Here is a 24,896-nt window from a genome sequence, read left to right as displayed (position 1 = left end):
TCACGCTCCCCCGCTCGCGACCTTCTCCAGGTCGCTCACCGCCGCCTGGATCGGTGGGAGGCCGAGCATCCGCCGCTGGGCGTGCCGGGAGCGTGCGGCCACCTCGGGGTCGTTCAGCACCTGCCGGCACACCGCGGCCACCTCGTCCGGCGAGGCGACACGGCGGCCCAGACCCAGTTCCTGCACCCGGTCGGCGTTGGCGGGCTGGTCACCGAAGCCGGGCAGCACGGCCATCGGCACCCCCGCCCCGACCGCCTCCCTGACGCTGTTGTACCCGCCGTGGGTGACGAGGAGTTGGGCGCAGCGCAGCAGCATCGGCTGCGGTACGCGGTCCACGAGGTGCACGTGGCCCGCCGTCTGCGGGCGCTCCACAGGAATGCCGCCGGTCGCCACCACCGCCTGGCAGTCGAGCTCGGCCAGACCGTCGACGACGGCGTCGAGCAGGGCCGGCACGTCCAGCACGTGGGGCGGGACGCTGGGCAGTACGGTCCCGATGGAAGCGAGCACCAGTGGCCGGTCGGCGGGGAGTTCGGCCACCCATGGCGGCAGTACGGCGCCGGGATCGATCTCGGCGGGTTGTCGGTAGCGGTACGACCTGCCGGTCGGGTGGCGGGCGAAGGAGAACTCCGGCGGCATGCAGTCCAGCCGGCCGTACCGGTGGATGGCGTCGGGGTCGTCCTCGGCCGGTAGTCCGAGTGCGGCTCGCCGCTGGTTGAGCTGCGGTTGCAGGGCCTCGGGGTTCAGGTGGTTGGCCGCTCCCGAGGGTGCGGCCAGGTGCGGCAGCCCGAGTGTCTCCGCCACCAGGTATCCGGTGAACTCGCCGCCGTCCCGCACGACCAGGTCGGGTGCGAACGCGCGGGCCACGGGCAGCAGCGCACGGTAACTGTCGATGAGGTGGGGTCCGGCGAACAGGTCGAACGCGCGGCGTTCGGGCGGTCCTTCGGCCTGCGGCGCGAAGGTGGTGTGCGGATCGGTCAGCAGTGGTTCCCGCCGCACCGGCAGGCTGTCGAACGGCCCGAGCAGATGGGCCGGGGCCGCGACGAGCACCTGGTGGCGCGCTGCCGCGAGCGCCGCGACCAGGGGCAGCACGGCATTCACGTGGGAGGACGATCCGGTGACGGTGACGAGGGCACGCATGGCGACAACTCCTGCCGGTGATCGGTCGGTTCGGTGCGTGGCGGACCGGACTGGCGGACCGGACCGGGGGCACGCGGATGGGAGCGGGGGAACGGCGGCCGGGCCCGCTCACGGATGCGCCCCTTCAGCGGATGGCGGTGGCGGTGGCACGGCGCGGCAGCCCGTGGAGAACGTGCGGTTACGTTCCGGGTATTCGGGCGGGCAGCGCGGCTGCGGCACGGCTGCCGAGGGCGCCTGTGCCGCCGGGCCGACTCGGGCCGGCGATGCGGGCCGGGCCGAACGTCATCGCCGCTCCCCGCGCACGGTGTCCACCAGGGCACCGGGGTCGGCCGGCAACTCGGCGCCGTGCCAGGCGACATGGCCGTCGGGCCGGACCAGGGCGTACGGGCTGGCGTAGAGCGGGGCCCGGGTCAGCGCGAACGGGACCCGGCGAGCGCCGAAGGCGCGTGCCAGTGCGTCGAGTGCGGGCAGGTCGGGGCGGGGGTCGGAGGCGACCAGGTGGAAGCCGTGACCGAACAGGTCCAGGCTGGAGGCCCCGTACCCCAGCCGGACGTGCGGGGCCCGGCCGCCGGCCACGAGGTCTGCGCACCAGTCGTACGCGGTGCGGCCGTCCGGGACGATCACCGGGGAGGCGTAGCGGTAGCCGAAGTGCATGTCCGGGGCCTCGAACTCGCGCCGTACACCGCTGCGTTCGATGGCCCGGGCGAGGCGTGTCCGCGCCGTGGCGCCCTGGGCGGTGTCGAGCAGGATCTCCGTGGGCAGGCGGCGGTCGAGGGTGCGGCGTAGGTTGCCGTCGGCCTCGGTCAGGCTGAGTTCGGCCACGGGGCGGCGCTCCTGCTCGTAGGAGTCGAGCAGCGCGGGACCCGCCCAGCCGGTGAGTTCGGCGGCCAGCTTCCAGCCGAGGTCGGCCGCGTCCGCGATGCCGGTGTTCATCCCGAAGCCGCCGGAGGGCGACAGTGTGTGGGCGGCGTCCCCGGCCAGCAGCACCCGGCCGTGGCGGTAGCGTTCGGCGACCCGGTGGGTCAGGTGCCAGACGTTGTCCGAGAGCACCTCGACGGGCGTCTTCAGGGCGATCGCCGACCGGATGGCCCGGATGGGGTCGGCCGAGGTGTGGTGGCCGACGGTCAGCCGGTACAGGTCCCTGCCGTTCATCGCCCGCAGCGGGTAGCGCAGGTCCGGGGGCTGGGTCAGGAAGTACACCAGGGCGCCGTCGGGGCCGAGTTGCTCGCGGAGCCGAGGAGCCCGGAAGAGTATGTTGCGGAAGACCCGTGTCGGGCGCCGCGGCGGTGCCGCGATCCGCAGGGCGGTGCGCACACGGGAGGCGGCACCGTCACAGCCGACGAGGTATCGGGCCCCGACGTCGAGGCGGCTGCCGTCGGCCAGGTCGGTGACGGTGGCCAGGACCTGGTCGTCGTCCTGGACGAAGGACTCCAGTCGGCACTCGCGCCGCAGTACCTCGGGTCCCACCGCCTCGGCGAGGAGCGGGAGCAGCCAGTGCTGCGGGCAGACCTGCTCGGGCTCCGGGGTGTAGGGCAGGGCCGGACGGGTGTCGGTGGTGCCGAAGCCGAGACGATGGATCTCGTGCCCGCCGACCGCTGTCACCCAGGCGATGTCGAGCGAGTGGTCACCGGGCCAGCCGGTCTTGCGAATCCGCTCCGCCAGGCCCCAGCGGCGCATCAGCTCCATGGACCGGGGGCCGACGGTGCCGACTCTGGGATGGCGTACCCGGCCGTCGGTGGTTTCGAGGACCAGGCAGGACACCCCCCGGGAGCGCAGGTCCAGGGCGAGTGCCAGCCCGACCGGCCCGCCACCGATGATCAGTACTTCGGTCTCGTTCACAGTGCCTCCGCGTCCCCGGGGAACCAGTCAGCATGAAGGGCCGTGGACTCCGCTGTGTTCAGGGGCAGTTGCTCACAGTTCGTGGTGCGCGCAAGAGCGGTCACCACATCGCGTCGATCGCGGCGTTCATCGGTCGGGGGGCGGCACAGCCAGCTGTCCGGACTCTCGCAAAAGTACTGCACCACAGGCTGATCCAAGGGCGGACCGGCCTGCCGAACAGTTGCAGGAAGGTGCGACCGGCGCAGTCACCTGATCGTTCACGCCGTCCGCGGCGGCCGAGCGCGCGGGCGCACCGTACCGGGACGCCTGGCTGCCCCGGCGGCGGCGAACCGGCCGGAATCGGCGCGGCCGAGCCGGGGACCGGCTGGGCCGTCTTCGGCCGCACCCGCCCGCCGCCCGGGGCTTCTGCGGGCCCACCGACTCCGGCGAGTGCTCCTCCCGGCACACCGGCAGCCCGCCCGGGGCACCGTCGGCGGTGCCGGCGTGGACGTCGCCACGCACTGCCGGCGCGTGCACCGGGCTCAGCCGCGCAGAACCCTCAGCGCCGAGCCGATGACGGCGATGCCCTCGTCGAGCTCGTGCGCGGGGCCCGCCGCGTAGCCGAGGACGAGGCCCGGCGGACCAGGGGTGATCCGGTGCCAGGACAGTGGGTGCGCCTTCACCCCTTGGGCGAGAGCCGCCGCCGCGAGGTCCGTGTCCCGGAGGCCGTCACGGGCACCGCCCGGTGGGTCGCCGAAGGTGACCGTCAGGTGCAGGCCGGCGGCCGCACCGTGGACATGGGCGCCGGGCAGGTGCCTCTCGATCGCGCGCAGCATCGCGTCCCGGCGTCGGCGGTGGCGTTGCCGGACATGGCGCAGGTGCCGTTCCAGCTCACCCGAGTCCATCAGGCGGGCCAGGACGAGCTGGGTCAGGATGCCGTTGCCGAGGTCGGCGTAGCGTTTGGCCGTCACGAGCGCGTCCAGCCGGTTCTGCGGTACGAGCAGCCAGCCCACGCGGAGCGCGGGGGCGAGCAGTTTGGACACACTGCCCGCGTAACACACGCCTTCGGGCATCAGCGAGCGCAGCGCCGGCACCGGCGGCCGGTCGTAGCGGTGTTCGGCGTCGTAGTCGTCCTCGATGACCGTACCGCCGTCGGCCGCCCAGCTCAGCAGCTCGCGACGGCGTTCGCCGTCGAGGACGGCACCGGTCGGGAACTGGTGGGCCGGGGTCAGCAGCACCGCCCGCGCGCCGCCGGCACGCAGCGCCGCGACGTCGAGGCCGGCCGCGTCCACGGGAACGGGCACGATCTCGTGGCCGACGTACTCCAGCTGCTGGCGCGCGCCGAGCGAACCGGGATCCTCGACGGCGATGCGCCGGATTCCGTCCGCCGCGAGGATCTGCCCGAGCAGGCCGAGGGCCTGCGCCACGCCCGCAACCACCACGACCTCGTCGGGGTCGGCGCGGATGCCCCGGTTGCGCGCCAGCCAGCCGACGACGGCCGTGCGGAGCGCGGGGGCGCCCCGGGGGTCGCCGTAGCCGAAGTCGGCCGGGGTGGCGCCCGCGAGGACGGCGCGTTCGGCGCGCAGCCAGCTCGTGCGGGGGAATGCGGCGAGGTCGGGGACGCCCGGGGAGAGGTCGATACGGCTCGGCAGGGCGCGCAGTGCGTCGACGACGCCCTCGCGGTCACCGGAGCCGAAGAGCGCGGCCCCCGGCCCCGGCGGAACCGCGCCGCGGACGCGGTCCTGGTCGCGGGGCATGGCCGTGGCGCGGACGCGGGGTGCGGCGGGCGCCGCCACCACCACCGTGCCCAGCCGGCCGCGGCCCGCGATCTGTCCCGACTCGGCGAGCCGCCGATACGCCTCGGTGACCACACCGCGGGTGACACGCAGTTCCTCGGCGAGCACCCGGCTGGCGGGCAGCCGTGCTCCGACCGGCAGCCTGCCGTCGGCGATGGCCGACCGCAGCCGGTCGGCCAGCCAGGCCGTACGCCCTCCGGGCGGCGCCTGGCCGATGTCCAGCTGGAGGAAGTCCGAGCCGACACCCGCCCCGGCGGCCGACGCGGCGTCCGCCGACGCCTCCGCCCCAGCGTTCGTGGCCGGGTGAGAGGTTTTGGACCCCTGTACCGATGGCACTGTGGACCTGCTCATGACGTCCATTGTGGAGGCAGCCTGGACGCCATGAAGACACCTACCGCTTCCTTCGCCCAGCTCTTGCCGGGCATGGTGGGGATGGCTCTGGTCGGCAGCAGCGTGACCGTCTCGCACACGCTCGTCGACGCCCCGCTGTTCACCACCCAGGCCGTCCGGTACGCCGCCGCGACCGTGATCCTCCTGGTCATGGCCCGGCTCACCGGTGCGCGCCTGCTCCGGCCGCGCGGCCGCGAGTGGCTGTGGCTGGCCGGGATCGCCGTCACCGGGCTGGTCCTGTTCAACGTGGCCGTGGTCCGGGGCGTCGCCCATGCGGAACCCGCGGTGATCGCCGTCGCGGTCGCCTGTGTGCCGGTGGTCCTCGGTGTGGCGGGCCCGTTCCTGGAACGGCGCAGGCCGAGCCGGCAGGTCCTGTGGGCGGCGCCCGTCGTCATGGCGGGCGCGGTGCTGGTCGAGGGCACCGGCCGCACCGATGCCGTCGGAGTGGCCTGGGCGGTCCTGGCCCTGGGCTGCGAGGCCGCGTTCACGCTGTGCGCCGTGCCTGTGCTCCGTCGGCACTCGCCGTGGGGTGTGTCCGTGCACGCGGTATGGCTGGCGGCCGTGATGCTGGCCGCCCTCGGCGCGATGCGGGAAGGGCCGTCGGCCGTGGGCGAGTTGACCGGGTCCCAGTGGGCGGCGGTCGGATATCTGGCGTTGCTGGTGACGGCGGTCGCCTTCGTCCTGTGGTACTCGACGGTCCGCGCCGCGGGTTCCGGGCGAGCCGGGCTGCTCACCGGCATCGCACCGCTCGCCGCGGCCGCCGTCGGCGCCGTCACGGGCAGCGGCACGCCGAGTCCGTCGGTATGGCTGGGCATCGCCGTCCTGATCCTCGGCCTGATCGGCGGCCTGCGCCCACGCGACGTCCCCGCCGAAGAGGCCACTGACCCGAGCCGTTCGGCCACGGCCGGTCCCCCTCCCCCGTCGGCTCGCCGCCGACGGTCAACTTCCGCACGCCGGTGACGACTTCCCGCGCATACGCCGCCGACGGCCGGGGCGCCCACGCGTCGCGTCACGTGGCCGGCCGCGGCGGACAGCCTCAAGCAGGTGACGAACGGTGACGAACGAGGACGTGTGCCGCCGACGACACCCACCGACAGGTCGTACCGATCGGCGACACCGTTACGCCGCCCTGTCCAGCCCTGGACCACGACGGCGCACGACGGTACAGGCCGGGTTCGTCCGCCGACTCGGGACCCGGTGCAGGGCTGACGGCGGACCGGAGGGAGTGGTGGAAGGAGGCGGAGGAGGTCGTCGTGAGCGGTCGGCCGGGTCACTCCCCCGGGCGCCCCCAGCAACTCATCCGGGGCCGGGCCCTCAGGGCATGCTCAGGAGCGCGGCAGGCAGAGGCCGGTCATGCCGCCCAGCCGCGCAGCGCGCTGAAGTCGACGGCCCGGTCCGCCTCCCGGTGAATCTGTACGCTCACGCGGTTGACCTCGGTGGGGACGTCACCCAACTCCTCCACGAGGCGGGCGTAGATGGGGGTCTCGCTCAGCATCCAGTTGGCGCCGTCGTGATGGTTCACTGCTGCAACACTCTCCCCGTTGGCTGACAAGGGCAGTCAGTGTACGGGGTGCTCCGAGGCACGTTCCGCGGTGGTGTGTGTCGAGGAGTCGACTCCCCCGGCTCCTGCGGCAGGTCAGTCACCCGGCCGGAATCGGAGCGCCGACCAGGTGTCGTCGATGGCGACCTGTCGCACGGGGCGCACGCCTTGCTCGGACAGGGCGGCCGCCAGGGTGTCGCGGTTCAGATCCGTTCCGAGCCTGCCGCCCTTCGGGTAGGCCACCCAGGCGAGGGCATCGCGCCGGGCGGCGCCGAGCGCGGCCTGCGCCCCCGCCCCGGGAAGGTCGCCGGCGGTGGTGACGAAGGCGAGCACGGCATCGGCGGAGGCCGCGTCACCCGTGGACTCGAACTCCAGCTGGACGTCGTCGGGCTTGCCCAGCACGACGACGCTCTGACCCGGCTTGATTTGCAGCTTGCTCATGACGGACACCCTCCGATCCTGCCATCCGGGGTACGGCGTCGCGCGGCAGGGGTTGGCGTGACACCGGATTCTGGCAGCTGCGCGCGGAGGGCTCCCCGGCATCGGCCGCTCGCGAGCAGGCACGGCTCCGGTCCCCCGGCTCCACAGACGGCTGCGGCCGGGGCGCACTCCGACTTCGCCCCCCCGAGTCGACCCGTCCACCGCTGAGCCTCGCGGCGCTGTCGCGGTGACCACTCGGAAGCGAAGGCGGAAGGGGAACTCCGGACGCGCTGCTGACGTACCGGCTGAAGCCCCTGTGGACGCGGGAAGGAGCGGCACCACCGTGCGGGGGCGGCCGGTGTCAGACCGGTTCGGGTTGCGGTTCCGGTGTGCGCACCGGGGCGGTCTCCGGCTCCCACTGTCTGGTGGTCCGCAGGTAACCGACGATCACAGAACTCATCGCCGCGATGAGCAGCGGTCCGAACAGCCACGGGTGCTCGGCCATCTTCGTGGGCAGATAGCGGTAAGACGCCAGGAGCGCGGCGAAGACGGTCGCCCCGTAGGCGACGAGCCTGCTGCCCGTCCGGTCCCAGCCGCGTGCGAACGCGCGCAGGGCCGCCTCGACCGTGAGCGCGAACACCGCGCCGGCGACGAGATCCACGCCGTAGTGGTAGCCGAATCCCAGCGTCGCGCCGAGCGTGGCGACGAGCCAGAAGGTGCCCGCGTATCGCAGAATTCGCGGGCCCTTGCGGGAATGCACGAAAATCGTGGTGGCCCATGCCGTGTGCAGGCTGGGCATGCAGTTGCGCGGGGTGATCTCGTCGAACGGTATGGGGTGCGGGGCGTTGATCGGCGGCGGTGTGTCGGGCCACAGGTTGGCCACCGCCCAGTTCCCGCCCTCGGCGCCGTACGCGAAGACCGGCCCGACCACCGGGAAGAGCATGTAGACGGCCGGCCCGAGGAGACCGATGACCAGAAAGGTCCGCACGAGATGATGGCGCGGGAATCGGCGCTCGGCGGCCACATTCCGCAGCTGGTACATCGCGACGACGACCGCGGCCACCGCGAGCTGGATGTAGACGTAGTCGAGAACGTGGGCACCGATCGGACCGGTGGCCCTGACGATCCGGCCCGCCACCCACGACGGGTTGCCCAGCGCGTGATCGGCGGTCGCCGCGTACTGGTCGAACACCGCCGGGCGGGTCTTCGAGGTGACGAGGAGCCAGGCGTCACCGGTCTTGCGGCCGGCCACCAGCAGCAGTCCCAGGCCGACGCCCTTCAGCAGCAGGACGCGTTCGCGCCCGGAACGGCGTGTGACGGCGATGACCGCATGACCCAGAATCACCCACAACGCCCCGTTTCCGAAGGGATGTCCGTCGGTGATCCTGACATCGGCCGCCCAGCGCACCACCAGGAGCACGACGTCGATACCGACCGCGACACCGAGCGCGACGAACCGCTGCCGCCAGGTGAGCACCACCATCGTCAACGCCAGACTGGCGTAGAGCAGAAACCCTGATTTCGGCGGGAATATCACCTCTTCCGCCTGGTTGGTGATCGGTCCCGGCAGGCCGTAATGACGCGCGGCGATCTCCAACGAGACGAGGAACCCGAGGGCCACCGCACCCGCCACGGCCCACAGCATCCCCCGTGGTCGGCGCCGATCAACGAACCTTGTTCTGCTGACTATTCGCGAAAGCACTCGCGATGTTCTGGATATCAATTATCTGGCCGATGTGTGAGTTGTCGATCAATAGGGCACTCGTCGTCCGGGGCGGCATGGCTTTCCGACGAGCGGCCGGCGAAGAGGTCACCTTCGCCGTGAGTTCGATCATGTTATCCGAGCGGTGCGGGTGGATTCCGTGAGCACCGGTTCGCACCACGTTTCCAGCGCTTCGTGCAGGCCGTCGCCCGTGGTGCCCGGCCAGGCGACGTAGCAGTCGGGGCGGAGCAGCAGAGCCGTTTCGAGGTGCGGGAGGGTCGCCGTGCCGACGTGCGGCGCTCAGCGGCCCGCGTCGAGGGTGCCGGTGGGGTCCAGGAGGACCACCTGTCCGGCGAGGCCGTTCGCGCGGTGCTCGCCGGACGATTCGGTGCGGCGTTCCAGGACCAGGGGGCGTGCGCCGGCCAGGGACAGCTCGCAGGCGAGCATCAGACCGGTCGGCCCGGCGCCCGCGGCAACGACGCCGATCACGGACAAGCTCCTTGACGGGCAGGGGACATCGGCCCGAGCACCTGCCGGGCTCTCCATCCGCAGTGGCTTGTCAGGGGGTGGGCAGGCCCGCCGTGAGCTGTGCGAGGGCGTCCGCGAGCAACGGCCCGACGGGGACCGGCGGATCGGTGCGGAGATGATGGGCCATGGCGGCGTTCGTCGCGGCCATGACCGCGGACGCGACGAGGTGCGGGTACAGGTCCCGCTTCGGGTCGGTGCCGGTGCGGTCGGCGACCGCCGCGGCGATCCCGGCTTCGGCGACGGCCCCGGCGCGCAGCATCTCGCCTCGCAGTGCCGGCTCCGCGAGCATCATGCGCACGCCCGCCGTCCACTGCACGGCGCCGGCGACGGGGTGCTCGGCGGCAGCCGTGTCGGGCGCGAACTGCGCCAGCACCGCGCTGGTGAGGGCGTCCCACAGCGGTTGTCGAACGTGCGAGGCGAGACCCCGGCGGCCTCGGCGATGTCCTCGACCTCGACGTTGTCGAGCCCACGCTCGACGGTCAGCCGCAGCGCAGCCCGACTGAGCGCGGCGCGCGTCTCGGCCTTCTTCCGCTCTCGCAACCCCATGGAACGACGGCAGCGAAAGATGCGCACCACGCAAAGATGCGGGAAGCGCAGGAGCTGGGCGCGGGAGAACGTCCGCATCGTGCGACGGACCGGCGCGTCAACGCCCGCGCGCATCGTTGCCGCGAACGGGCGACGTAGCCCTGCCGTCGGACGGGAAGTCATTTCGCGCGACTGTTCCACGGCCGGACATCAGCAGCGGACCTCCGGTCGCGGGCGGTGTCTCAGGCGGCGGGTCGCGGTCCGACGTACGGGTGTCCGACCAGGCACCCCAGCAGAGAGAGTGGGGAGTGGCACATGCCCGAAGTCACCATTGCCTACCCGACCGGAGCCCCGTGCTGGGTCGATCTGATGGCGAAGGACCAGTTGGCCGCGCTGGACTTCTACTGCGACCTGTTCGGCTGGCAGGGACAGGCGGGGCTGGCCGAGTCCGGCGGATACGCGGTCTGCGAGCTGGGCGGCAAGGCCGTGGCCGGCATCGCCCCGGCCCCTCCCCCGGCCTCGGCCACTGAGGGGGCCTCGGCTCAACGCGCCATGTGGATCAGCTACTTGGCCACCGCCGACGCGGAGGCCACCCAGGACGCGATCACCGCCGCCGGCGGCACCCTGCTCATCCCGGTGATGGACGGCGGCGCGCTCGGCCGGATGCTGCTCGCCCGTGACCCGCAGGGCGCGGTGTTCGGGGTCTGGCAGCCCGGCGAGTTCTCGGGCGCACAGGTGGTCGACGAGTCCGGCGCGCTCGTCTGGAACGAACTGCACACCGACGACGTCCACGCTGCCACGCGCTTCTACCAAGAGGTGTTCGGCACCGGCGTCGAACGGACGCCGGGGACCGACTCGCGCTGGGCCCTCCAGGCCGGCGGGCGGACCGTCGGCGGCGTCACCCTGCTCGCCGACGCCCCGCCGGACACCCCGGCACACTGGCTGACCTACTTCGCCGTCGGCGACGTCGACTCCACCGTGGATGCCCTGGTCAAGCGCGACGGCACCGTCCGCACCGCGCCCTTCGACACGGCCGCCGGCCGGATGAGCGTGGTCCGCGACCCGCAGGGCGCCCTGCTGGCCCTGCTCAAGCCGCCCACGCCGTAGCCGACCCGGCGCCGCCCTTATGCCATGTACCGCCCATCGGCTCCGCGGCGGCCGGCACCGTCTCGTCGCACACGGCCGGTACGACCGTTGGATTAGGCTGCCTGGCATCGGACGGCACCTGTCGTCACGGAGTGTCCGGGCATCCGGTAGCGCCGGCAGTCGCGTCGAGCGGAGGGCCCAGGGAGATGGCTGTACGCGAGCTTCGTCCGCACCAGCGTGAGGCGGTGGACGCGGTGCTGCGCGCGCTGGAGGTGCCGGCCGGGGCCACGGTGCCGGAGCGCGGGCTCAGGACGCAGGTGGTCATGGCGACCGGGTCCGGCAAGACGCTGGTCGCGGTGCGCGGTGCGGAGGAACTGCGGGCGGGCCGGGTGCTGGTCCTCGTCCCCTCGCTGGACCTGCTGGCGCAGACCGAGGCCGCGTGGCGCGAGGGCGGGCGCAGGGGCCCGGTGATCGGGGTGTCCTCTCTGCGCGGGGACCAGGCGTCCTTCCCCAACACGACGGACGTGGGCGAACTGGTCGCCTGGGTGCGGCCCTTCGAGCATGTGACGGTGTTCGCGACGTACGCCTCGCTGGGGCTGGGCACGCTGGAGCGCGCGCACGCCGCCGGTCTGCCCGGGTGGGACCTCATCGTGGTGGACGAGGCGCACCGTACGTCGGGGCGGCTCGGCAAGCCGTGGGCGGTGGTGCACGACAACACACGCATTCCGGCGTCGCGACGGCTGTACATGACGGCCACTCCCCGGCTGTGGCAGCCCGACGACGAGGGCGAGGCCGTGGGGCAGGGTGTGCCGGGCGAACTGGTGGCCTCGATGGACGACGATCCCGACGGCCCGTTCGGCAGCCGGTGCTTCACCCTGACCCTGTCGACCGCCATCGACCGGGGCATCTGCGCCCCCTACCAGGTGGTGTGCGTCGACGTCACCGACACCCAGCTGCAGGCGGCCCAACTCCTCGGGATGGAGGGCCGTTCCGACGCCGTGCGCGGAGCCCGCCTCGCGGCACTGCAGACCGCGCTGGTGAAGGCCTGCGCCGAGGAGGATTTCCACCGCACCCTCGTCTTCCACCACCTGGTCAAGGAGGCCGAGGCGTTCGCCGCCGGCCTTCCGGACGTCGCCCGCAGACTGCACGCGTCGGAACCGGCGCGGTATCCGGAGCGGGTATGGGCCGAGTGGCTGTGCGGCGACCACACGCCGCAGCACCGCCGCCGTGTCCTGAGCCGGTTCGCCCACGGCGGGCGTGACGACGGCACGCCCGTCGGCAAGAGCTTTCTGGGGTCGGTGAAGGTGCTGGGCGAGGGCGTCGACACCCGCACCTGCGACAGCGTCTACTTCGCCGACGTCCGCGGTTCCCTGCCCGACCTCGTCCAGGCCGTCGGCCGTGCCCTGCGCATGCAGCCGGGGCAGGGCAAGCTCGCCTCCCTCGTCGTCCCCGTCCTCCTCGGCCCCGGGGAGACACCGGACTCCATGCTCACCTCCCGTGCGTACGACGGGCTGGCCAAACTGCTCACCGCGCTGCGGGCCCACGACACCCGCATCGTGGAGCGACTCGCCGAACCACAGGCGCAGAGCCAGGCCCAGGGCGTCCAGAGCCGCACCGCCGCGCAGGACGGCGAGGCCGGCGAGGACGACGGCCCGCTGTCGGCGCCGGCGCGAGCGCTGCTGAGGTTCAGCACGCCTCGCGATCCCGCGCAGCTGTCCGCGTTCATCGACCTGCGGGTCCTCAACCCCGAACACACCCACTGGCGGCGCGGCGTGGAGGCCTCCGTCGTCTACACCCGGCTCCACGGCGATCTGCGCGTGCCGTTCACCTATCGCGTCCCCGACAGCGACGGCCGGGAGGCCGAAGCGGAGTCGGAGCGGTGGCCGGCCCCGCTCGCGCGCTTTCCGCTGGGACAGTGGATCGCCGACGCCCGGCGCTCGCACGCGCGGGGCAACCTGGCCGCCGAACGCGTCCGGCAGCTGGACAAGCTGGGCATGGTCTGGTCGCACTTCGACACCGCGTGGGAGGAAGGCCTGGCAGCGGCCCGGGGGTGGGCCGCCGACAACGGGCACCTCCTGGCTCCGCGGGACGCCACCCACCAGGGCTACAAGGTCGGCATCTGGCTGAAGAACCAGCGGGCCGCCGCACGCAGGGCACGGCAGGACGAGCAACTCGGCGCCGGCGGAGCCCTATTGACATCGACGGCCGGCGCGCTGTCGACGGCACGTCGCGAGCAGCTCGATGACATCGACCCCTCCTGGTGCCCCGCCTGGCCGGTGGAATGGCAACGCTGCTTCCATCTCACCCGCCGGCATCTCGAAGCCGGCGGGGAACTGCCGACCGCTCCCGGCCTGGTCCTGGTGCAGGGCGAAGACCTCGGGCGATGGGTGCGCGCGCAGCGGCTCGGCTTCGACAGGCTGAGCACCGTACAGCAGTGGATGTGCGCACACGTCCTCGGCATCGAGCCCGCCGCCGAGGACGAGAAGCCCGCGCCGCGCCGCACCCACGCCGACCGATGGACCGTCAACTACACCGCCGCCCAGCAGTATTACCGGCGTGAGGGCCACCTCCGCGTACCCAGAAAGCACGAAGAACGCATCGTCCTCGGCTCCGGCCACGCGAGCGAGGACCGGCAGGAGCGTCTCGTCAAACTCGGGGCGTGGATCAGCAACCAACGCAGCAGGGCCGGAACTCTCTCCCCCGAGCAGGTCGATCGGCTGTCCGCCATCGGCATGCGCTGGACGTAGCCGAGGCGTCCGCACGCCCCCCAGCCCCCGTCGGCCGCGCCGGACCGGAAGACGGGCCGTTGGGCCCCACCCGGCGGCCGGGGCCGGGTCGTTCGGCCCTATCGGGGCCGGGGGGCGGTGTGGCGATCATGTGGCGGCAGCCGGGAAGGGCTCGTCCATGTCCCCCGTCGAAGGCACTTCCCGGCTCGCCGCCGACATGAGCACAGGGGAAGGACGCCGTCCGGTGGACGAGGCACAGATACAGCAGGTGGGAACCGGGAGCCCGAAGGCCGGGGTACCCGTGGCCGGGAAGGCGGCCGGACGGACGGCACGAGCGGCGGGCAGACCGGCGTGGGCGCAGTGGCTGACGACCACCGACCACAAGAGGATCGGGACGATGTACCTGGTCACGGCCTTCGCGTTCTTCATCGTCGGCGGCGTGATGGCCCTGCTGATGCGCGCCGAACTGGCCCGGCCGGGTCTGCAGATCATGTCGAACGAGCAGTTCGACCAGGCGTTCACCATGCACGGCTCGATCATGCTGCTGATGTTCGCGATGCCGCTGTTCACCGGCTTCGCCAACTGGATCATGCCGCTGCAGATCGGCGCCCCGGACGTGGCCTTCCCGCGCCTGAACATGCTCGCCTACTGGCTGTTCCTGTTCGGCTCGTCGATCGCCGCCTTCGGCTTCCTGACGCCCGGCGGGGCCGCGGACTTCGGGTGGTTCCTGTACGCCCCGCTGTCGGACGCCATCCACTCGCCGGGCCTCGGCGCCGACCTGTGGATCATGGGCGTGGCCCTGTCCGGCTTCGGCTCGATCCTCGGTGCGGTCAACTTCATCACCACGATCGTCTGCATGCGGGCGCCGGGCCTCACGATGTTCCGGATGCCGATCTTCACCTGGAACGTGCTGCTGACCGCCGTGCTGGTCCTGATCGTCTTCCCGGTCCTGGCCGCCGCCCTGTTCGCGCTGGAGATGGACCGCAAGTTCGGCGCCCATGTCTTTGACGCCGCCAACGGTGGAGCCCTGCTGTGGCAGCACCTGTTCTGGTTCTTCGGGCATCCCGAGGTGTACATCCTGGCCCTGCCGTTCTTCGGCATCGTCTCCGAGGTGATCCCGGTCTTCGCCCGCAAGCCGATGTTCGGCTACATGGGCCTCATCGGCGCGACCATCGCCATCGCCGGCCTGAGCGTGACCGTATGGGCGCATCACATGTACGTCACCGGCGGCGTTCTCCTCCCGTTCTTCTCCTTCATGACGTTCCTGATCGCCGTGCCGACGGGTGTGAAGTTCTTCAACTGGATCGGCACGATGTGGAAGGGCTCGCTGTCGTTCGAGACACCGATGCTGTGGACCACCGGCTTCCTGATCACGTTCCTCTTCGGCGGCCTGACCGGCGTGATCCTCGCGTCCCCGCCGATGGACTTCCACCTGTCCGACTCGTACTTCGTCGTCGCCCACTTCCACTACACGGTCTTCGGTACGGTCGTGTACGCGATGTTCGCCGGATTCCACTTCTGGTGGCCGAAGATGACCGGCAGGATGCTCGACGAGCGCCTCGGCAGGATCACCTTCTGGACGCTCACGGTCGGCTTCCACACCACCTTCCTGGTCCAGCACTGGCTGGGCGCCGAGGGCATGCCCCGCCGTTACGCCGACTACCTGGCCGCCGACGGCTTCACCGCCCTCAACACCGTCTCCACCATCGGGTCGTTCCTGCTCGGTCTGTCGATCCTGCCGTTCTTCTACAACGTCTGGAAGACAGCGAAGTACGGCAAGCCGGTGGACGTCGACGACCCCTGGGGCTACGGGCGTTCCCTGGAGTGGGCCACCTCCTGTCCTCCCCCGCGGCACAACTTCGTCTCCCTCCCCCGTATCCGCTCCGAGTCCCCGGCCTTCGACCTGCACCACCCGGAGATCGCCGCACTCGAACTCGACGGGTCGGCGAGGTAGACCATGCCGCAGACCGTTCTCGCCCTGGGCGCCACGACCGTGACCGCCTCCGGCTGCGTCTGGTACCTGCCGGCCCTCGCCGACCTGCGTGCGGGGCCCGACCGGCCCGTGTCCCGGCGCAGGGCGGCTGCGGCCTGCGTCAGCGGCTGGAGCACCGGCGGCGTGATCGCCGTCCTGCTGCTCCTGGCCGAGGCGTGGTGGATCCCCTGCGCCGCGGCCGCCGCGGGCATGCTGCTCACGGCCGGCCTGCGGATCGGTGCGGCGGTGGCACGGCGGACCGAGTCGCGCGAATCCGCCCGCCACTGGGGCGAGTTGGGCCCCGTCCGCCCCTCGCCCCCGCCCGACCGCTCCCGGTACGTCGTGGCCGTCCTCTTCGGCACCGGCCTGGTGGCCGCCACCGTGGCCGCGGTCCTCAGGGTGCCGGGTGGTTGACCCGGTCCCGGCCGTGGCCTTTCATGGCGGACATGGCTGAGGGATCACGCAAAGCGGCGGATCCGGTCCTCTTCTTCGCCACACAGGAGGAGTGGGAGCGGTGGCTGGAGGAGCACCACGCGGATGTGCCGGGCATCTGGTTCAAGATTCCCAGGAGCGGCTCCGGGGCCGACGGCGTCGACTACGCGACGGCGCTGGAGTCGGCGCTCTGCTTCGGCTGGATCGACGGGCAGAAGAGGAAGCTGGACGAGCGGCACTGGCTCCAGCGCTTCACTCCGCGGCGCCAGGGCAGTAGGTGGTCGCAGATCAACCGTGCCAAGGCGACCGCTCTGATCGAGCGGGGCCGGATGCGGCCCGCCGGTCTGCGCGAGGTGGAGCGGGCCAGGGCGGACGGCCGCTGGGAGGCCGCGTACGCGGCGCAGAGCAGTGCGACGGTGCCCGACGACCTCCGGGCCGCCCTGGACGCGGTGCCGGCGGCCCGCGCCTTCTTCGCCACTCTGGACAGCCACAACCGGTACGCGATCCTGCACCGGGTCGAGGCCGCCAGGAAGCCGGAGACCAGGGCCGCGCGCATCGCGAAGTTCGTCGCCATGCTGGCCGAGGAGAAGAAGCTCCACCCCTGAGCCTGCCGAGGGCACCGCGCTCGCCGGACGTGTCCTCACCCGGCGACGGGGTCGTCCCAGCGGATCCGGTGGTCGTACTGCCAGGCGGTCCTCTCGGGAGTGGCGAGGCGGGCGAACAGGGGCAGGAGCGCGTCCCGCAACACCCGGCCCACGGGTCCGGCCGCCTTGCCGCTGTTGGTGCGGGCGGCCTGGGCGATGACCCGTTCGACCCGGGCACGGCGGCAGCGCTCGTAGGCGGCGAAGGCCTCGGGGTGGGGCAGGTCCCGCAGCGCACGGGCGAGTTCGACGGCGCTCTCCGCGGCGAGGGAGACACCCTGGCCGGAGCTGGGCGAGGTGGCGTGGGCGGAGTCGCCCACGAGCACCATGCGGCCGCGGTGCCACTGCGGGACGTGCGGGAGATCCTCCATGGGGCCGGAGGTGATCAGGTCCTCGGGCCGGGTGCGCCGCAGCAGGTCCAGCGCGGGGACGGTGTCGTGGGCGAAGGCCTCACCCAGCCGGCGCAGCCACTCCTCGTTCGAGGTCTGTCCGGTCTCCTGCCACGTCAGGTAGGGGTGGGGCAGGTTGGCGAACCAGACACCGGTGCCGTCGGCGAAGGTCTGGTAACCGAAGAAAGCCCGTCGGCCGAAGGCCATGTACATGCGGTCGCCGGTGGGTGGCAGCCCGGCGCCGTCGACGCGGGCGCCGAAGCCGAGGAGTCCCGAGTAGCGTGGCCGGGGAGCCGCCGGGTCGATCAGCCGCCGCACGGTGGAGCGCAGGCCGTCCGCACCGATCAGGATGTCGGCCTCCTCACTGGTGGTGCCGTCGGCGAAGACGGCCCGGATGCCGGTGCCGCTCTCGCGGACGTCGACCAGTCGGTGTCCGTGGTGGATCTGGACATCGTGTTCCCGGGCGAGGTCGTAGAGCCGCCGGTACAGGTCGGCGCGCCAGCTGAACTGCATGGGCTGACGGATCTCGGTGATCACCCGGCCCTTGTGGTTCTGGAGCACGATGGCGTTCATCGGGGCGCCTATCCGGTCGAGTCCGACCAGCCCGAGGGCGGCCCGGCCGTTGGGGGCGACGCCCAGGGCGCCGCCGACGCCGTCGGCGGTGCCGGTGTGGGACTCGTGCACGGTGGCCTCGATCCCGGCCCGGCGCAGCGCGAGGGCTGCGACCGGGCCGGCGATGCCGCCGCCCACGACGATCGCGGTGCGGGTGCGGGACATGTCAGCGGGTCCTCTCGCGGGTCGGGTCGTCGACGGTGGGCAGGCCGCCGTCGCGGTGGGCGCGGCGCAGGTCGTTCAGGTAGGTCCGGGAGCACATGGCGGTGAGCTGGGCGGTGCCGCCGCGGCGGATGCGGATCTCGCCGTCGCCGACCGCTCCGGTCAGCAGCAGCCGGGCCGGACCGGTGCCGGCTTCCGCGTCCTTGACCCGGCCGCGGCCCGAGAAGGCGAGGTCCCAGCTGTCCACGGCGACGGCGTCGGGCAGCAGCAGGGTGAGGGCGGCGGAGCTGAGGTCGAGCCGCACGGTGACCGGCTCGTCCCAGCCGATCCGGGGGGAGCGGAGGTCCAGGACGACGGTGGCGCGGCGGGCGCGTACGTCGAACTCGGTGGCCTCGGTCCAGTGTCCGAGGTGCTTCACGGTGGCGTGGTCCGCGTGGATGCGCTCGGCGGACGCGAGCGGGGTCGCTGTCGTCATGCATTGATAGTTGCAGTGAAACTAGTATCACGTCAACTAGTTCATCTGAGATTGGCTCGGGTAGGCTCCGGGCATGCGCAGCTCCCCTCTCGGTCTCACCGTCCTCTCGCTCCTGCACATGCGACCGCTGCACCCGTACGGCATCCAGCGGCTGATCAAGCAGTGGGGGAAGGACCAGGTCGTCAACGTCAGCCAGCGGGCGAGCCTGTACCGGACCATCGACCGGCTGCTCGACGCGGGGCTGATCGCCGTGCGCGAGACCAGCCGGGACCAGCAGTACCCGGAGCGCACGGTCTACGAGGTGACCGACGCGGGCCGCACCGCGACGCGGGAGTGGCTGCGGGAGATGCTGGTCGCATCGCGGGCGGAGTACCCGGAGTTCCCCGCCGCGCTCTCCTTCACCATGATGCTGCTGCCCCAGGAGGTCGAGGCCGACCTGTCCGCGCGCGCCGCCCAAGTACGGGCACATCTGGCCGAGTTGGAATCCGCGGCCGAGGGCGCGCGCGGACTGTCGCTGCCGCGGGTCACGATGCTGGAGGACGAGTACCGCCGGGCCGTCCTGACCGCGGAGCTCGACTGGCTCGACGCGGTCACGGCCGACCTCCGCTCGGGCGCGCTGACCTGGGACTTCGAAACGCTGGCGGCACTGGCCCAGGCCTCGTCCTGAACCGTTCGGCCCGGCCGGCGCCGACGCGTCGCCACACCGGGACCGCACGGGCGTCACGGCGGTCCAGCGTCCGGCGCGAGCCCAACTGCCCGGCACCAGTTGACCCGTGCCGCGCCCCTTACCCCGGGAAACCTCAGATCTACCGCAAACCTTGATCGACACGGTTGCCCGGCCCGCAGCTGTTTGCCAGGGTTTCGCGCACCCCCCACCTCCCCGCCATCGACCCCCTCGCAGGAGGGGCGAATCCGGAGGACCCGTGACGACCCGTCGTACCCTGGTGACCGCCGCGTCAGCGGCTCTGTTCACCCTCCCCCTGCTCCCCCGCACCGCCGCCGCCTCGTCCTCCACCGCGCGGCGGGAGCCGTCGCCCGGTCTTCGGTCACCCGCGAAGCAGGCCGTCGCCGTCGGCAGCGGAGGTGCCGTCTCCAGCGTCAACGCGTATGCCACGCAGGTCGGTATCGACGTGCTGCGGCGTGGCGGCAACGCCGTCGACGCGGCCGTCGCCACCGCCGCCGCGCTCGGTGTCGTCGAGCCCTACTCGGCAGGTGTCGGAGGCGGCGGCTACTTCGTCTACCACAACGCCCGCACCGGTGCGGTCCACACCATCGACGGCCGGGAAACCGGCCCGGCCCGCATGCGGTCCGACTCGTTCACCGACCCCGCCACCGGCAAAGCGATCCCCTTCGACGAGGCCGTCAACTCCGGTCTGTCCGTGGGTATCCCGGGCACCCCGGCGACCTGGCAGCAGGCCCTCGACGCATGGGGCACCCTCTCCCTGGCCCAGGCGCTGCGCCCGGCGACCCGGATCGCGGACGACGGCTTCGTCGTCAACGACCAGTTCCGAGCCCAGACCCAGATGAACGAGGCCCGGTTCCGCGACTTCACCCCGACCGCCCAGCTGTTCCTGCCGAACGGCCAACTGCCCGTGGTCGGCACCCTCTTCCGCAACCCGGACCTGGCCCGCACCTACCGGGAGCTGGCCCGGTCCGGCGTGGCCGCGATGTACCACGGCGCCATCGGGCGCGACGTGGTGCGCACCGTCCAGCACCCGCCGGTGGCGCAGGGCTCCACGCGCACCGTGCGCCCCGGACTGATGGAGCGCTCGGACCTCGCCGCCTACCGGGCGATCCTGCGGGAGCCGACCCACACGACCTACCACGGCCTGGACGTGTACTCCATGGCACCGTCCTCTTCCGGCGGCACCACGGTCGGCGAGGCGCTGAACATCCTGGAGAACCTCCACCTGTCGCCGGCCGACACGGTGCAGGCGCTGCACGACTACCTGGAGGCCAGCCGCATCGCGTTCGCGGACCGCAACCGCTGGGTGGGCGACCCGGCGTTCTCCGACGTCCCGGCGAGGGAGCTGCTGGCCAAGGAGTTCGCCAAGGACCGCGCCTGTCTGATCCGCCCCACCACGTCGCTGACCAGCCCCATCGCCCCGGGCGACCCGCGCAACCCGACGGGCTGCACCGCACCGGGCAGGGGCAGCCAGGAGCCGTACGAGGGGCCGTCGACCACCCACCTGGTGGCCTCCGACCGCTGGGGCAACGTCGTCTCCTACACGCTCACGATCGAGCAGACCGGCGGTTCGGCCATCACCGTTCCCGGCCGCGGGTTCCTGCTCAACAACGAGCTGACGGACTTCGACTTCACCCCCCTCCAGGAGGGCGTGCCGGACCCGAACCTGCCGGGCTCGGGCAAGCGGCCGCGCAGCAGCATGTCACCGACGATCGTGATGCGCGACGGCAGGCCCGTGATCGCCGTGGGCTCGCCCGGCGGCGCCACCATCATCACCACCGTCCTCCAGACCCTCGTCAACCGCCTCGACCTCGGCATGAGCCTGCCGGAAGCGGTCGCCGCGCCGCGCATCTCGCAGCGCAACCGCACCACGACCGAGGCCGAACCCGCCTTCCTCGACTCCCCCGAGCGCTCCGCCCTGGAAGCCCTCGGTGAACAGTTCGTGCTCGCCCCGCCGGCCTTCACCCCGTCACCCGAGATCGGCGCGGTCGCCGCGCTGGAGTTCGGAGCCCGCGGGAAGGTCACGGCGGTGGCCGAGCCGAAGCGGCGCGGCGGCGGCGCGGCGATGGTGGTCCACCCGACCTCCTGAGTCCTCGTCGGGCCCCCGGTCGGCGTGGCGTCTCGGCTTCGGCGTGCGCGGGCGTTCAGAAGGTGAGGACGGGCTTGATCGTCCTGCCCGCGCTCATGTCCCGCACCGCCTCGTTGATGTCCGTGAACGGATAGGTACTGATGAGACGGTGCAGCGGGAGCCGCCCCTCCTTCACGAGCCGGACGAGGGCGGGGATGAGGGTCTGGGTCTCGCTGTCGCCCAGGGTGAGGCCCACGATCCGCTTGCCCGGCAGCAACCCGTTGACGTCCAAGGCGACTTCGGTGCCGAAGGGCGGAGCGCCGACGACGACCAGGGTGCCGCGGGCCGCGAGCGCGTCGGCTCCCTGGCGCAGTACGGCGACGTTGCCCGTGGTCTCGACGACACCGTCGGCCCCCTGCCCGTCGGTCAGCAGCGCGAGTGCGTCGCCGAGGTCGGTCTCGGCCGCGTTGACGGTGTGGGTGGCGCCCAACTCCTCGGCGAGTTTGAGGCGTTCGGCGAAACGGTCGACGGCGATGATCCGGGTCGCGGGGGTGAGGGCGGCGGCCATCACCGCGGACAGCCCCACGGCTCCGGCGCCGAGCACGACGAGTGTGCTGCCGGCGCGGGGGGTGAGCACGTTCCACACGGCGCCGACCCCGGTCTGCACACCGCAGCCCAGCGGGGCGACGGAGCTGAGCGGCACGTCGGGGTCGACCTTCACCAGGCTGCGCCGGTCCGCCAACGCGCGTTCGGCGAAGGAGGACTGGCCGAAGAAGTGCCCGCCGAGCGGGATGCCGGCGCGGCTGACGGTGCTGGTGCCGTCGGCGCGCCGGCCGCCGACGAGGTTCAGCGGGAGCCAGGTGGCACAGTACGCGGGGTGCCCCTCGCGGCAGTTGCGGCAGCCCCCGCAGGAGGTGAAGGACAGCAGCACGTGGTCGCCGGGCCCGACGTCGCTCACACCCGGGCCTACGGCCTCGACGACACCGGCTCCCTCGTGGCCGAGGACACCGGGCAGCGGGAACGGCAGGCCGCCGCTCGCCACGCCGAGATCGGTGTGGCACAGTCCGGCGGCGACCATGCGGACGAGGGCCTCGCCGGGCGCCGGGGTGTCGAGTTCGACGTCCGCGAGGGTGAAGGGCGCTCCCCCGGCCTCGACCACGGCGGCACGCGTGGTGGTGGTCATGCGGTGAACTCCTTTGCTCGGGCGCTCAGTCGAGCGAGACGACGACGGACTTGACCTTGCTGTAGGAAGCGAGGGCCTCGGGGCCGTACTCGCGGCCGAATCCGGAGTCCTTGACCCCGCCGAAGGGGACGGCGGGGTCGAGCACGGCCCAGTCGTTGATCCAGACGATGCCGGCGTGCAGTTGCTCGGCGACGCGGTGGGCTCGGGCCAGCCGGCTGGTCTGGACACCCGAGGCGAGGCCGTACGGCGTGGAGTTGGCGAGCGCCACCGCCTCGCCCTCGGAGTCGAACGGCTGGACCGTGAGGACGGGGCCGAAGAGCTCCTCCTGGACGACACGGGAGTCGTTGGAGAGGCCGGTGATCACCGTGGGCCGGTAGTAGTAGCCGCCGTTCAGGTCGAGGCGCTCGCCGCCGACGACCACCCTGGCGCCCTCCTTGCGGGCCAGCTCGACGTACTCCTCGACCTTCTTGAGGTGTTTCTCCCCCGCCATCGGTCCGACGACGGTCCTCGGATCGCGCGGGTCCCCGACGGGGACCTGCGCGACCGCCTCGGCGAGGATGCCGACCAGGGTGTCGTGCACCGGCCGGGCGACCAGCAGCCGGGGGCCGGCCATGCAGAACTGGCCGGTGTTGAAGACGAACCCCTTGATGATCGCGCCGACCGCCTTCTCCAGGTCGGCGTCCTCGAAGACGAGGTGGGCCGCGTTGCCGCCGAGTTCCATCATGACGGTCTTGAGTCCCTCGCCCGCGACGCTCGCCACATGTCGGCCGACCGCGGTGGAGCCGGTGAAGGCGACCTTGTCGATGCCGGAGTGGCGCAGCAGGGCCTCGCCCGCCACCGGGCCCGTGCCGGTGACGACGTTGACCACCCCGTCGGGAACGCCGGCCTCCTGCAGCAGGCGGGCCATGCGGAGGGCGCTGAGCGGGGTCTCCTCGGCGGGCTTGTGCACCACGGTGTTGCCCGCCGCGAGGGCCGGGGCCAGTTTCGAACCGGCCAGGATCAGCGGGAAGTTGAAGGGCGTGATGGCGGCGACGACGCCGAGCGGCTCCCGGCGGGTGTAGGCGAGGGCGCTCAGGGGCGTGTCGCGGGTGGCGCCGTCCTGGCTCTGGGCGAGGGAGGCGTAGTACTCGTAGTCGTCGGCCGCGTTCGTCACGTCGACGGCGCCGCACAGGGAGATCGGCTTGCCGACGTCGAGGCTCTCCAGGGCCGTGATCTCCTCGGCGTGTTCCCGGATCAGCTCGGCGACGCGGTGCAGCACGCGACCGCGTTCGCGGCCGCTCATCCGCGGCCACGGTCCGCGGTCGAAGGCGTCCCTGGCCGCGCGTACGGCGGCGTCGACGTCACCGGCACCGGCGTGCGCGACGGTCGTGACGACCTGTCCGGTGGACGGGTCGACGACCTCCATGCGAGCGCCGTCCGTGGCCTCGCGCCACTGGCCGTCGATGAACAGGTGCCCGGGGTCGATGTCGAAGGTGGTCGTCATGGCCTGCTCCCCAGCGTTGATCGCCCGATCGCTGAAATTTCAACCAACAGGATTCCTGTTGGTCTGGAGTCTGGTGAGCGACAGGTTTCCTGTCAATGGTTCGGGGCTCGCCTTCGGTGGCTCGCTACCGTTCGAGGGCCCTTGACATGAAACGGCCCACGTTCTATCCAGGCTGTGAGGAACGTGATCCGGAGGTGAGCCGACGATGGAGCGGGGCCGGTTGCCGGACCCGGATTCCGCCCGGCTGCACGGCCTGCTGGAGGAGCGCACGGCCGACCTGCAACGGGTGAAGGCCGAGTACGACAACTACCGCAAGCGGGTGCACCGGGACCGGCTGGCCTTGGGCGAGGCCGCCGTGGCCAACGTCCTGCGCACCCTGCTGCCCGCCCTGGACGCCGTCGACCGCGCCTGCGCGCACGAGGCCATGACACCGGGGTTGCGGGACATCGCCGACACCCTGCGAACACAGCTGGGATCCCTGGGAGTCGAGGCCTTCGGCGAGGAGGGCGACGCCTTCGATCCGGCGTGCCACGACGCCCTCACCCATCACGCCTCCCCGGACGCGGACCGGCCGATCTGCACGAAGATCCTGCGCACCGGCTACCGCCACGGCGCCCGACTGCTCCGTCCGGCCACCGTCGAGGTCACCGGGCCGCAGCCACCCGCGGCCAACCCGCTCGGGCCCGATCCAGGGCACCGGCCATTCGGCGCGACAGCGCACGCAGCCTGCCCGAGCCTCACGTGTGCAGGGCGTGATCATCGACGTCAGTGACGGCCTCGGCTGGCGCCAGGGTGTGGAGGCATCGAGCATCGGCGCGGCCCGGCGCAGCCTCACGCCACGGCCTCGCCCTCCCGACCGTCCGTCCGTCCTTCGCGGATACGGCGAGCAGGCAGAACGGAGCGGACGGCCCCAGCTCGACGCACGCCACGTGGTTGCCGGGCCGCCACCGCCACGAGGTCCCGCCCGCCGTGACCGCGCGTGCGGAGGCACAGGACGCCGGGGACACGGAGGCCGCCGCGCCGCACCCCGCGCAGGGCCCACCACCCGTCCCCTTCGACCGCCCCCCGTTCCCTTCAACCGTCACCCGCCGCACCGCGGCCAGCGGCACACACACGTCCCCGTGAC

General features: G+C 72.4%; 23 protein-coding genes. 9 read left to right on the top strand and 14 right to left on the bottom strand.

Annotated elements, in window-relative coordinates; translation table 11 throughout:
- The 3 genes from AC4OXY_RS44665 to pdxR form a co-directional block, all read right to left on the bottom strand.
- A complete protein-coding gene (locus tag AC4OXY_RS44665; RefSeq protein WP_491992588.1) occupies nt 1-1,137 on the bottom strand; it encodes a glycosyltransferase in 1,137 nt (378 codons plus the stop codon).
- 282 nt (nt 1,138-1,419) lie between these two features.
- Nucleotides 1,420-2,976, bottom strand: a complete 1,557-nt coding sequence (locus AC4OXY_RS44660) for an FAD-dependent monooxygenase (RefSeq protein ID WP_362818005.1) — start codon at nt 2,974-2,976, stop codon at nt 1,420-1,422.
- 521 nt (nt 2,977-3,497) lie between these two features.
- Nucleotides 3,498-5,111 (bottom strand): MocR-like pyridoxine biosynthesis transcription factor PdxR, encoded by a 1,614-nt coding sequence (pdxR, locus tag AC4OXY_RS44655; protein WP_491992587.1) that lies wholly within the window; start codon nt 5,109-5,111, stop codon nt 3,498-3,500.
- Nucleotides 5,112-5,132: 21 nt separating this feature from the next.
- Here pdxR and AC4OXY_RS44650 point away from each other — a divergent pair, with 21 nt between their 5' ends.
- Nucleotides 5,133-6,101, top strand: coding sequence for a DMT family transporter (locus AC4OXY_RS44650; protein ID WP_402065464.1), 969 nt, complete (start codon nt 5,133-5,135; stop codon nt 6,099-6,101).
- Nucleotides 6,102-6,492: 391 nt separating this feature from the next.
- On the opposite strand, the gene AC4OXY_RS44645 is transcribed toward AC4OXY_RS44650, so the two are convergent.
- The 7 genes from AC4OXY_RS44645 to AC4OXY_RS44615 form a co-directional block, all read right to left on the bottom strand.
- Entirely contained in the window at nt 6,493-6,663 is a 171-nt protein-coding gene (locus AC4OXY_RS44645) for a hypothetical protein (RefSeq protein ID WP_356031619.1), read from the bottom strand.
- Nucleotides 6,664-6,777: 114 nt separating this feature from the next.
- A complete protein-coding gene (locus AC4OXY_RS44640; protein WP_491992586.1) occupies nt 6,778-7,122 on the bottom strand; it encodes a hypothetical protein in 345 nt (114 codons plus the stop codon).
- A 340-nt stretch (nt 7,123-7,462) separates the two neighbouring features.
- Nucleotides 7,463-8,746 carry a phosphatase PAP2 family protein gene (locus AC4OXY_RS44635; RefSeq protein WP_491992585.1) on the bottom strand — a complete coding sequence of 428 codons (1,284 nt, stop codon included), beginning with the start codon at nt 8,744-8,746 and terminating at the stop codon, nt 7,463-7,465.
- A 186-nt stretch (nt 8,747-8,932) separates the two neighbouring features.
- Nucleotides 8,933-9,055, bottom strand: coding sequence for a hypothetical protein (locus tag AC4OXY_RS44630; protein WP_491994735.1), 123 nt, complete (start codon nt 9,053-9,055; stop codon nt 8,933-8,935).
- Nucleotides 9,056-9,103: 48 nt separating this feature from the next.
- Complete coding sequence (locus AC4OXY_RS44625) at nt 9,104-9,292, bottom strand: FAD-dependent monooxygenase (protein ID WP_491992584.1); 189 nt, start codon at nt 9,290-9,292, stop codon at nt 9,104-9,106.
- A 70-nt stretch (nt 9,293-9,362) separates the two neighbouring features.
- The gene (locus tag AC4OXY_RS44620) at nt 9,363-9,704 is read right to left on the bottom strand and encodes an acyl-CoA-like ligand-binding transcription factor (protein ID WP_491992583.1); all 342 of its coding nucleotides are present in this window, start codon (nt 9,702-9,704) and stop codon (nt 9,363-9,365) included.
- Complete coding sequence (locus AC4OXY_RS44615) at nt 9,620-9,877, bottom strand: TetR/AcrR family transcriptional regulator (RefSeq protein ID WP_376291985.1); 258 nt, start codon at nt 9,875-9,877, stop codon at nt 9,620-9,622. Before AC4OXY_RS44615 ends, AC4OXY_RS44620 begins: the two co-directional genes overlap by 85 nt.
- A 294-nt stretch (nt 9,878-10,171) precedes the next feature.
- Here AC4OXY_RS44615 and AC4OXY_RS44610 point away from each other — a divergent pair, with 294 nt between their 5' ends.
- From AC4OXY_RS44610 to AC4OXY_RS44590, 5 genes are all read left to right on the top strand, one after another.
- Nucleotides 10,172-10,963: a VOC family protein gene (locus tag AC4OXY_RS44610; protein ID WP_356031586.1), complete on the top strand. Its 792-nt coding sequence runs from the start codon at nt 10,172-10,174 to the stop codon at nt 10,961-10,963.
- Nucleotides 10,964-11,148: 185 nt separating this feature from the next.
- Complete coding sequence (locus AC4OXY_RS44605; RefSeq protein WP_491992582.1) at nt 11,149-13,689, top strand: helicase associated domain-containing protein; 2,541 nt, start codon at nt 11,149-11,151, stop codon at nt 13,687-13,689.
- Between the two features lie 196 nt (nt 13,690-13,885).
- On the top strand, nt 13,886-15,622 hold the full coding sequence (gene ctaD / locus AC4OXY_RS44600) for an aa3-type cytochrome oxidase subunit I (protein ID WP_491994734.1): 1,737 nt from the start codon (nt 13,886-13,888) through the stop codon (nt 15,620-15,622).
- 3 nt (nt 15,623-15,625) lie between these two features.
- Nucleotides 15,626-16,054 carry a hypothetical protein gene (locus AC4OXY_RS44595; RefSeq protein ID WP_376291979.1) on the top strand — a complete coding sequence of 143 codons (429 nt, stop codon included), beginning with the start codon at nt 15,626-15,628 and terminating at the stop codon, nt 16,052-16,054.
- Between the two features lie 32 nt (nt 16,055-16,086).
- Nucleotides 16,087-16,677 (top strand): YdeI/OmpD-associated family protein, encoded by a 591-nt coding sequence (locus AC4OXY_RS44590; RefSeq protein WP_376291977.1) that lies wholly within the window; start codon nt 16,087-16,089, stop codon nt 16,675-16,677.
- Between the two features lie 35 nt (nt 16,678-16,712).
- Here AC4OXY_RS44590 and AC4OXY_RS44585 read toward each other — a convergent pair whose 3' ends face one another.
- Nucleotides 16,713-17,879 carry an FAD-dependent oxidoreductase gene (locus tag AC4OXY_RS44585; protein WP_356031578.1) on the bottom strand — a complete coding sequence of 389 codons (1,167 nt, stop codon included), beginning with the start codon at nt 17,877-17,879 and terminating at the stop codon, nt 16,713-16,715.
- Nucleotide 17,880: 1 nt separating this feature from the next.
- A complete protein-coding gene (locus AC4OXY_RS44580; protein WP_376291974.1) occupies nt 17,881-18,351 on the bottom strand; it encodes a hypothetical protein in 471 nt (156 codons plus the stop codon).
- A gap of 73 nt (nt 18,352-18,424) precedes the next feature.
- On the opposite strand from AC4OXY_RS44580, the gene AC4OXY_RS44575 reads away from it, so the two are divergent.
- Both AC4OXY_RS44575 and ggt read left to right on the top strand, forming a co-directional pair.
- Nucleotides 18,425-19,018, top strand: coding sequence for a PadR family transcriptional regulator (locus AC4OXY_RS44575; RefSeq protein ID WP_356031575.1), 594 nt, complete (start codon nt 18,425-18,427; stop codon nt 19,016-19,018).
- A 256-nt stretch (nt 19,019-19,274) separates the two neighbouring features.
- A complete protein-coding gene (gene ggt / locus AC4OXY_RS44570; protein WP_491992581.1) occupies nt 19,275-21,125 on the top strand; it encodes a gamma-glutamyltransferase in 1,851 nt (616 codons plus the stop codon).
- A gap of 55 nt (nt 21,126-21,180) precedes the next feature.
- Here ggt and AC4OXY_RS44565 read toward each other — a convergent pair whose 3' ends face one another.
- The gene (locus tag AC4OXY_RS44565; RefSeq protein ID WP_491992580.1) at nt 21,181-22,287 is read right to left on the bottom strand and encodes an NAD(P)-dependent alcohol dehydrogenase; all 1,107 of its coding nucleotides are present in this window, start codon (nt 22,285-22,287) and stop codon (nt 21,181-21,183) included.
- Between the two features lie 25 nt (nt 22,288-22,312).
- On the bottom strand, nt 22,313-23,770 hold the full coding sequence (locus tag AC4OXY_RS44560) for an aldehyde dehydrogenase family protein (RefSeq protein ID WP_491992579.1): 1,458 nt from the start codon (nt 23,768-23,770) through the stop codon (nt 22,313-22,315).
- Between the two features lie 220 nt (nt 23,771-23,990).
- Here AC4OXY_RS44560 and grpE point away from each other — a divergent pair, with 220 nt between their 5' ends.
- The gene (grpE, locus tag AC4OXY_RS44555; protein ID WP_356031569.1) at nt 23,991-24,542 is read left to right on the top strand and encodes a nucleotide exchange factor GrpE; all 552 of its coding nucleotides are present in this window, start codon (nt 23,991-23,993) and stop codon (nt 24,540-24,542) included.
- Nucleotides 24,543-24,896 lie beyond the last annotated feature (354 nt).

The sequence above is a fragment of the Streptomyces sp. HUAS MG56 genome, assembly GCF_058673395.1.
Note: the sequence above shows the minus strand (reverse complement) of the source record. Positions and strands in the feature narration are given on the sequence as shown.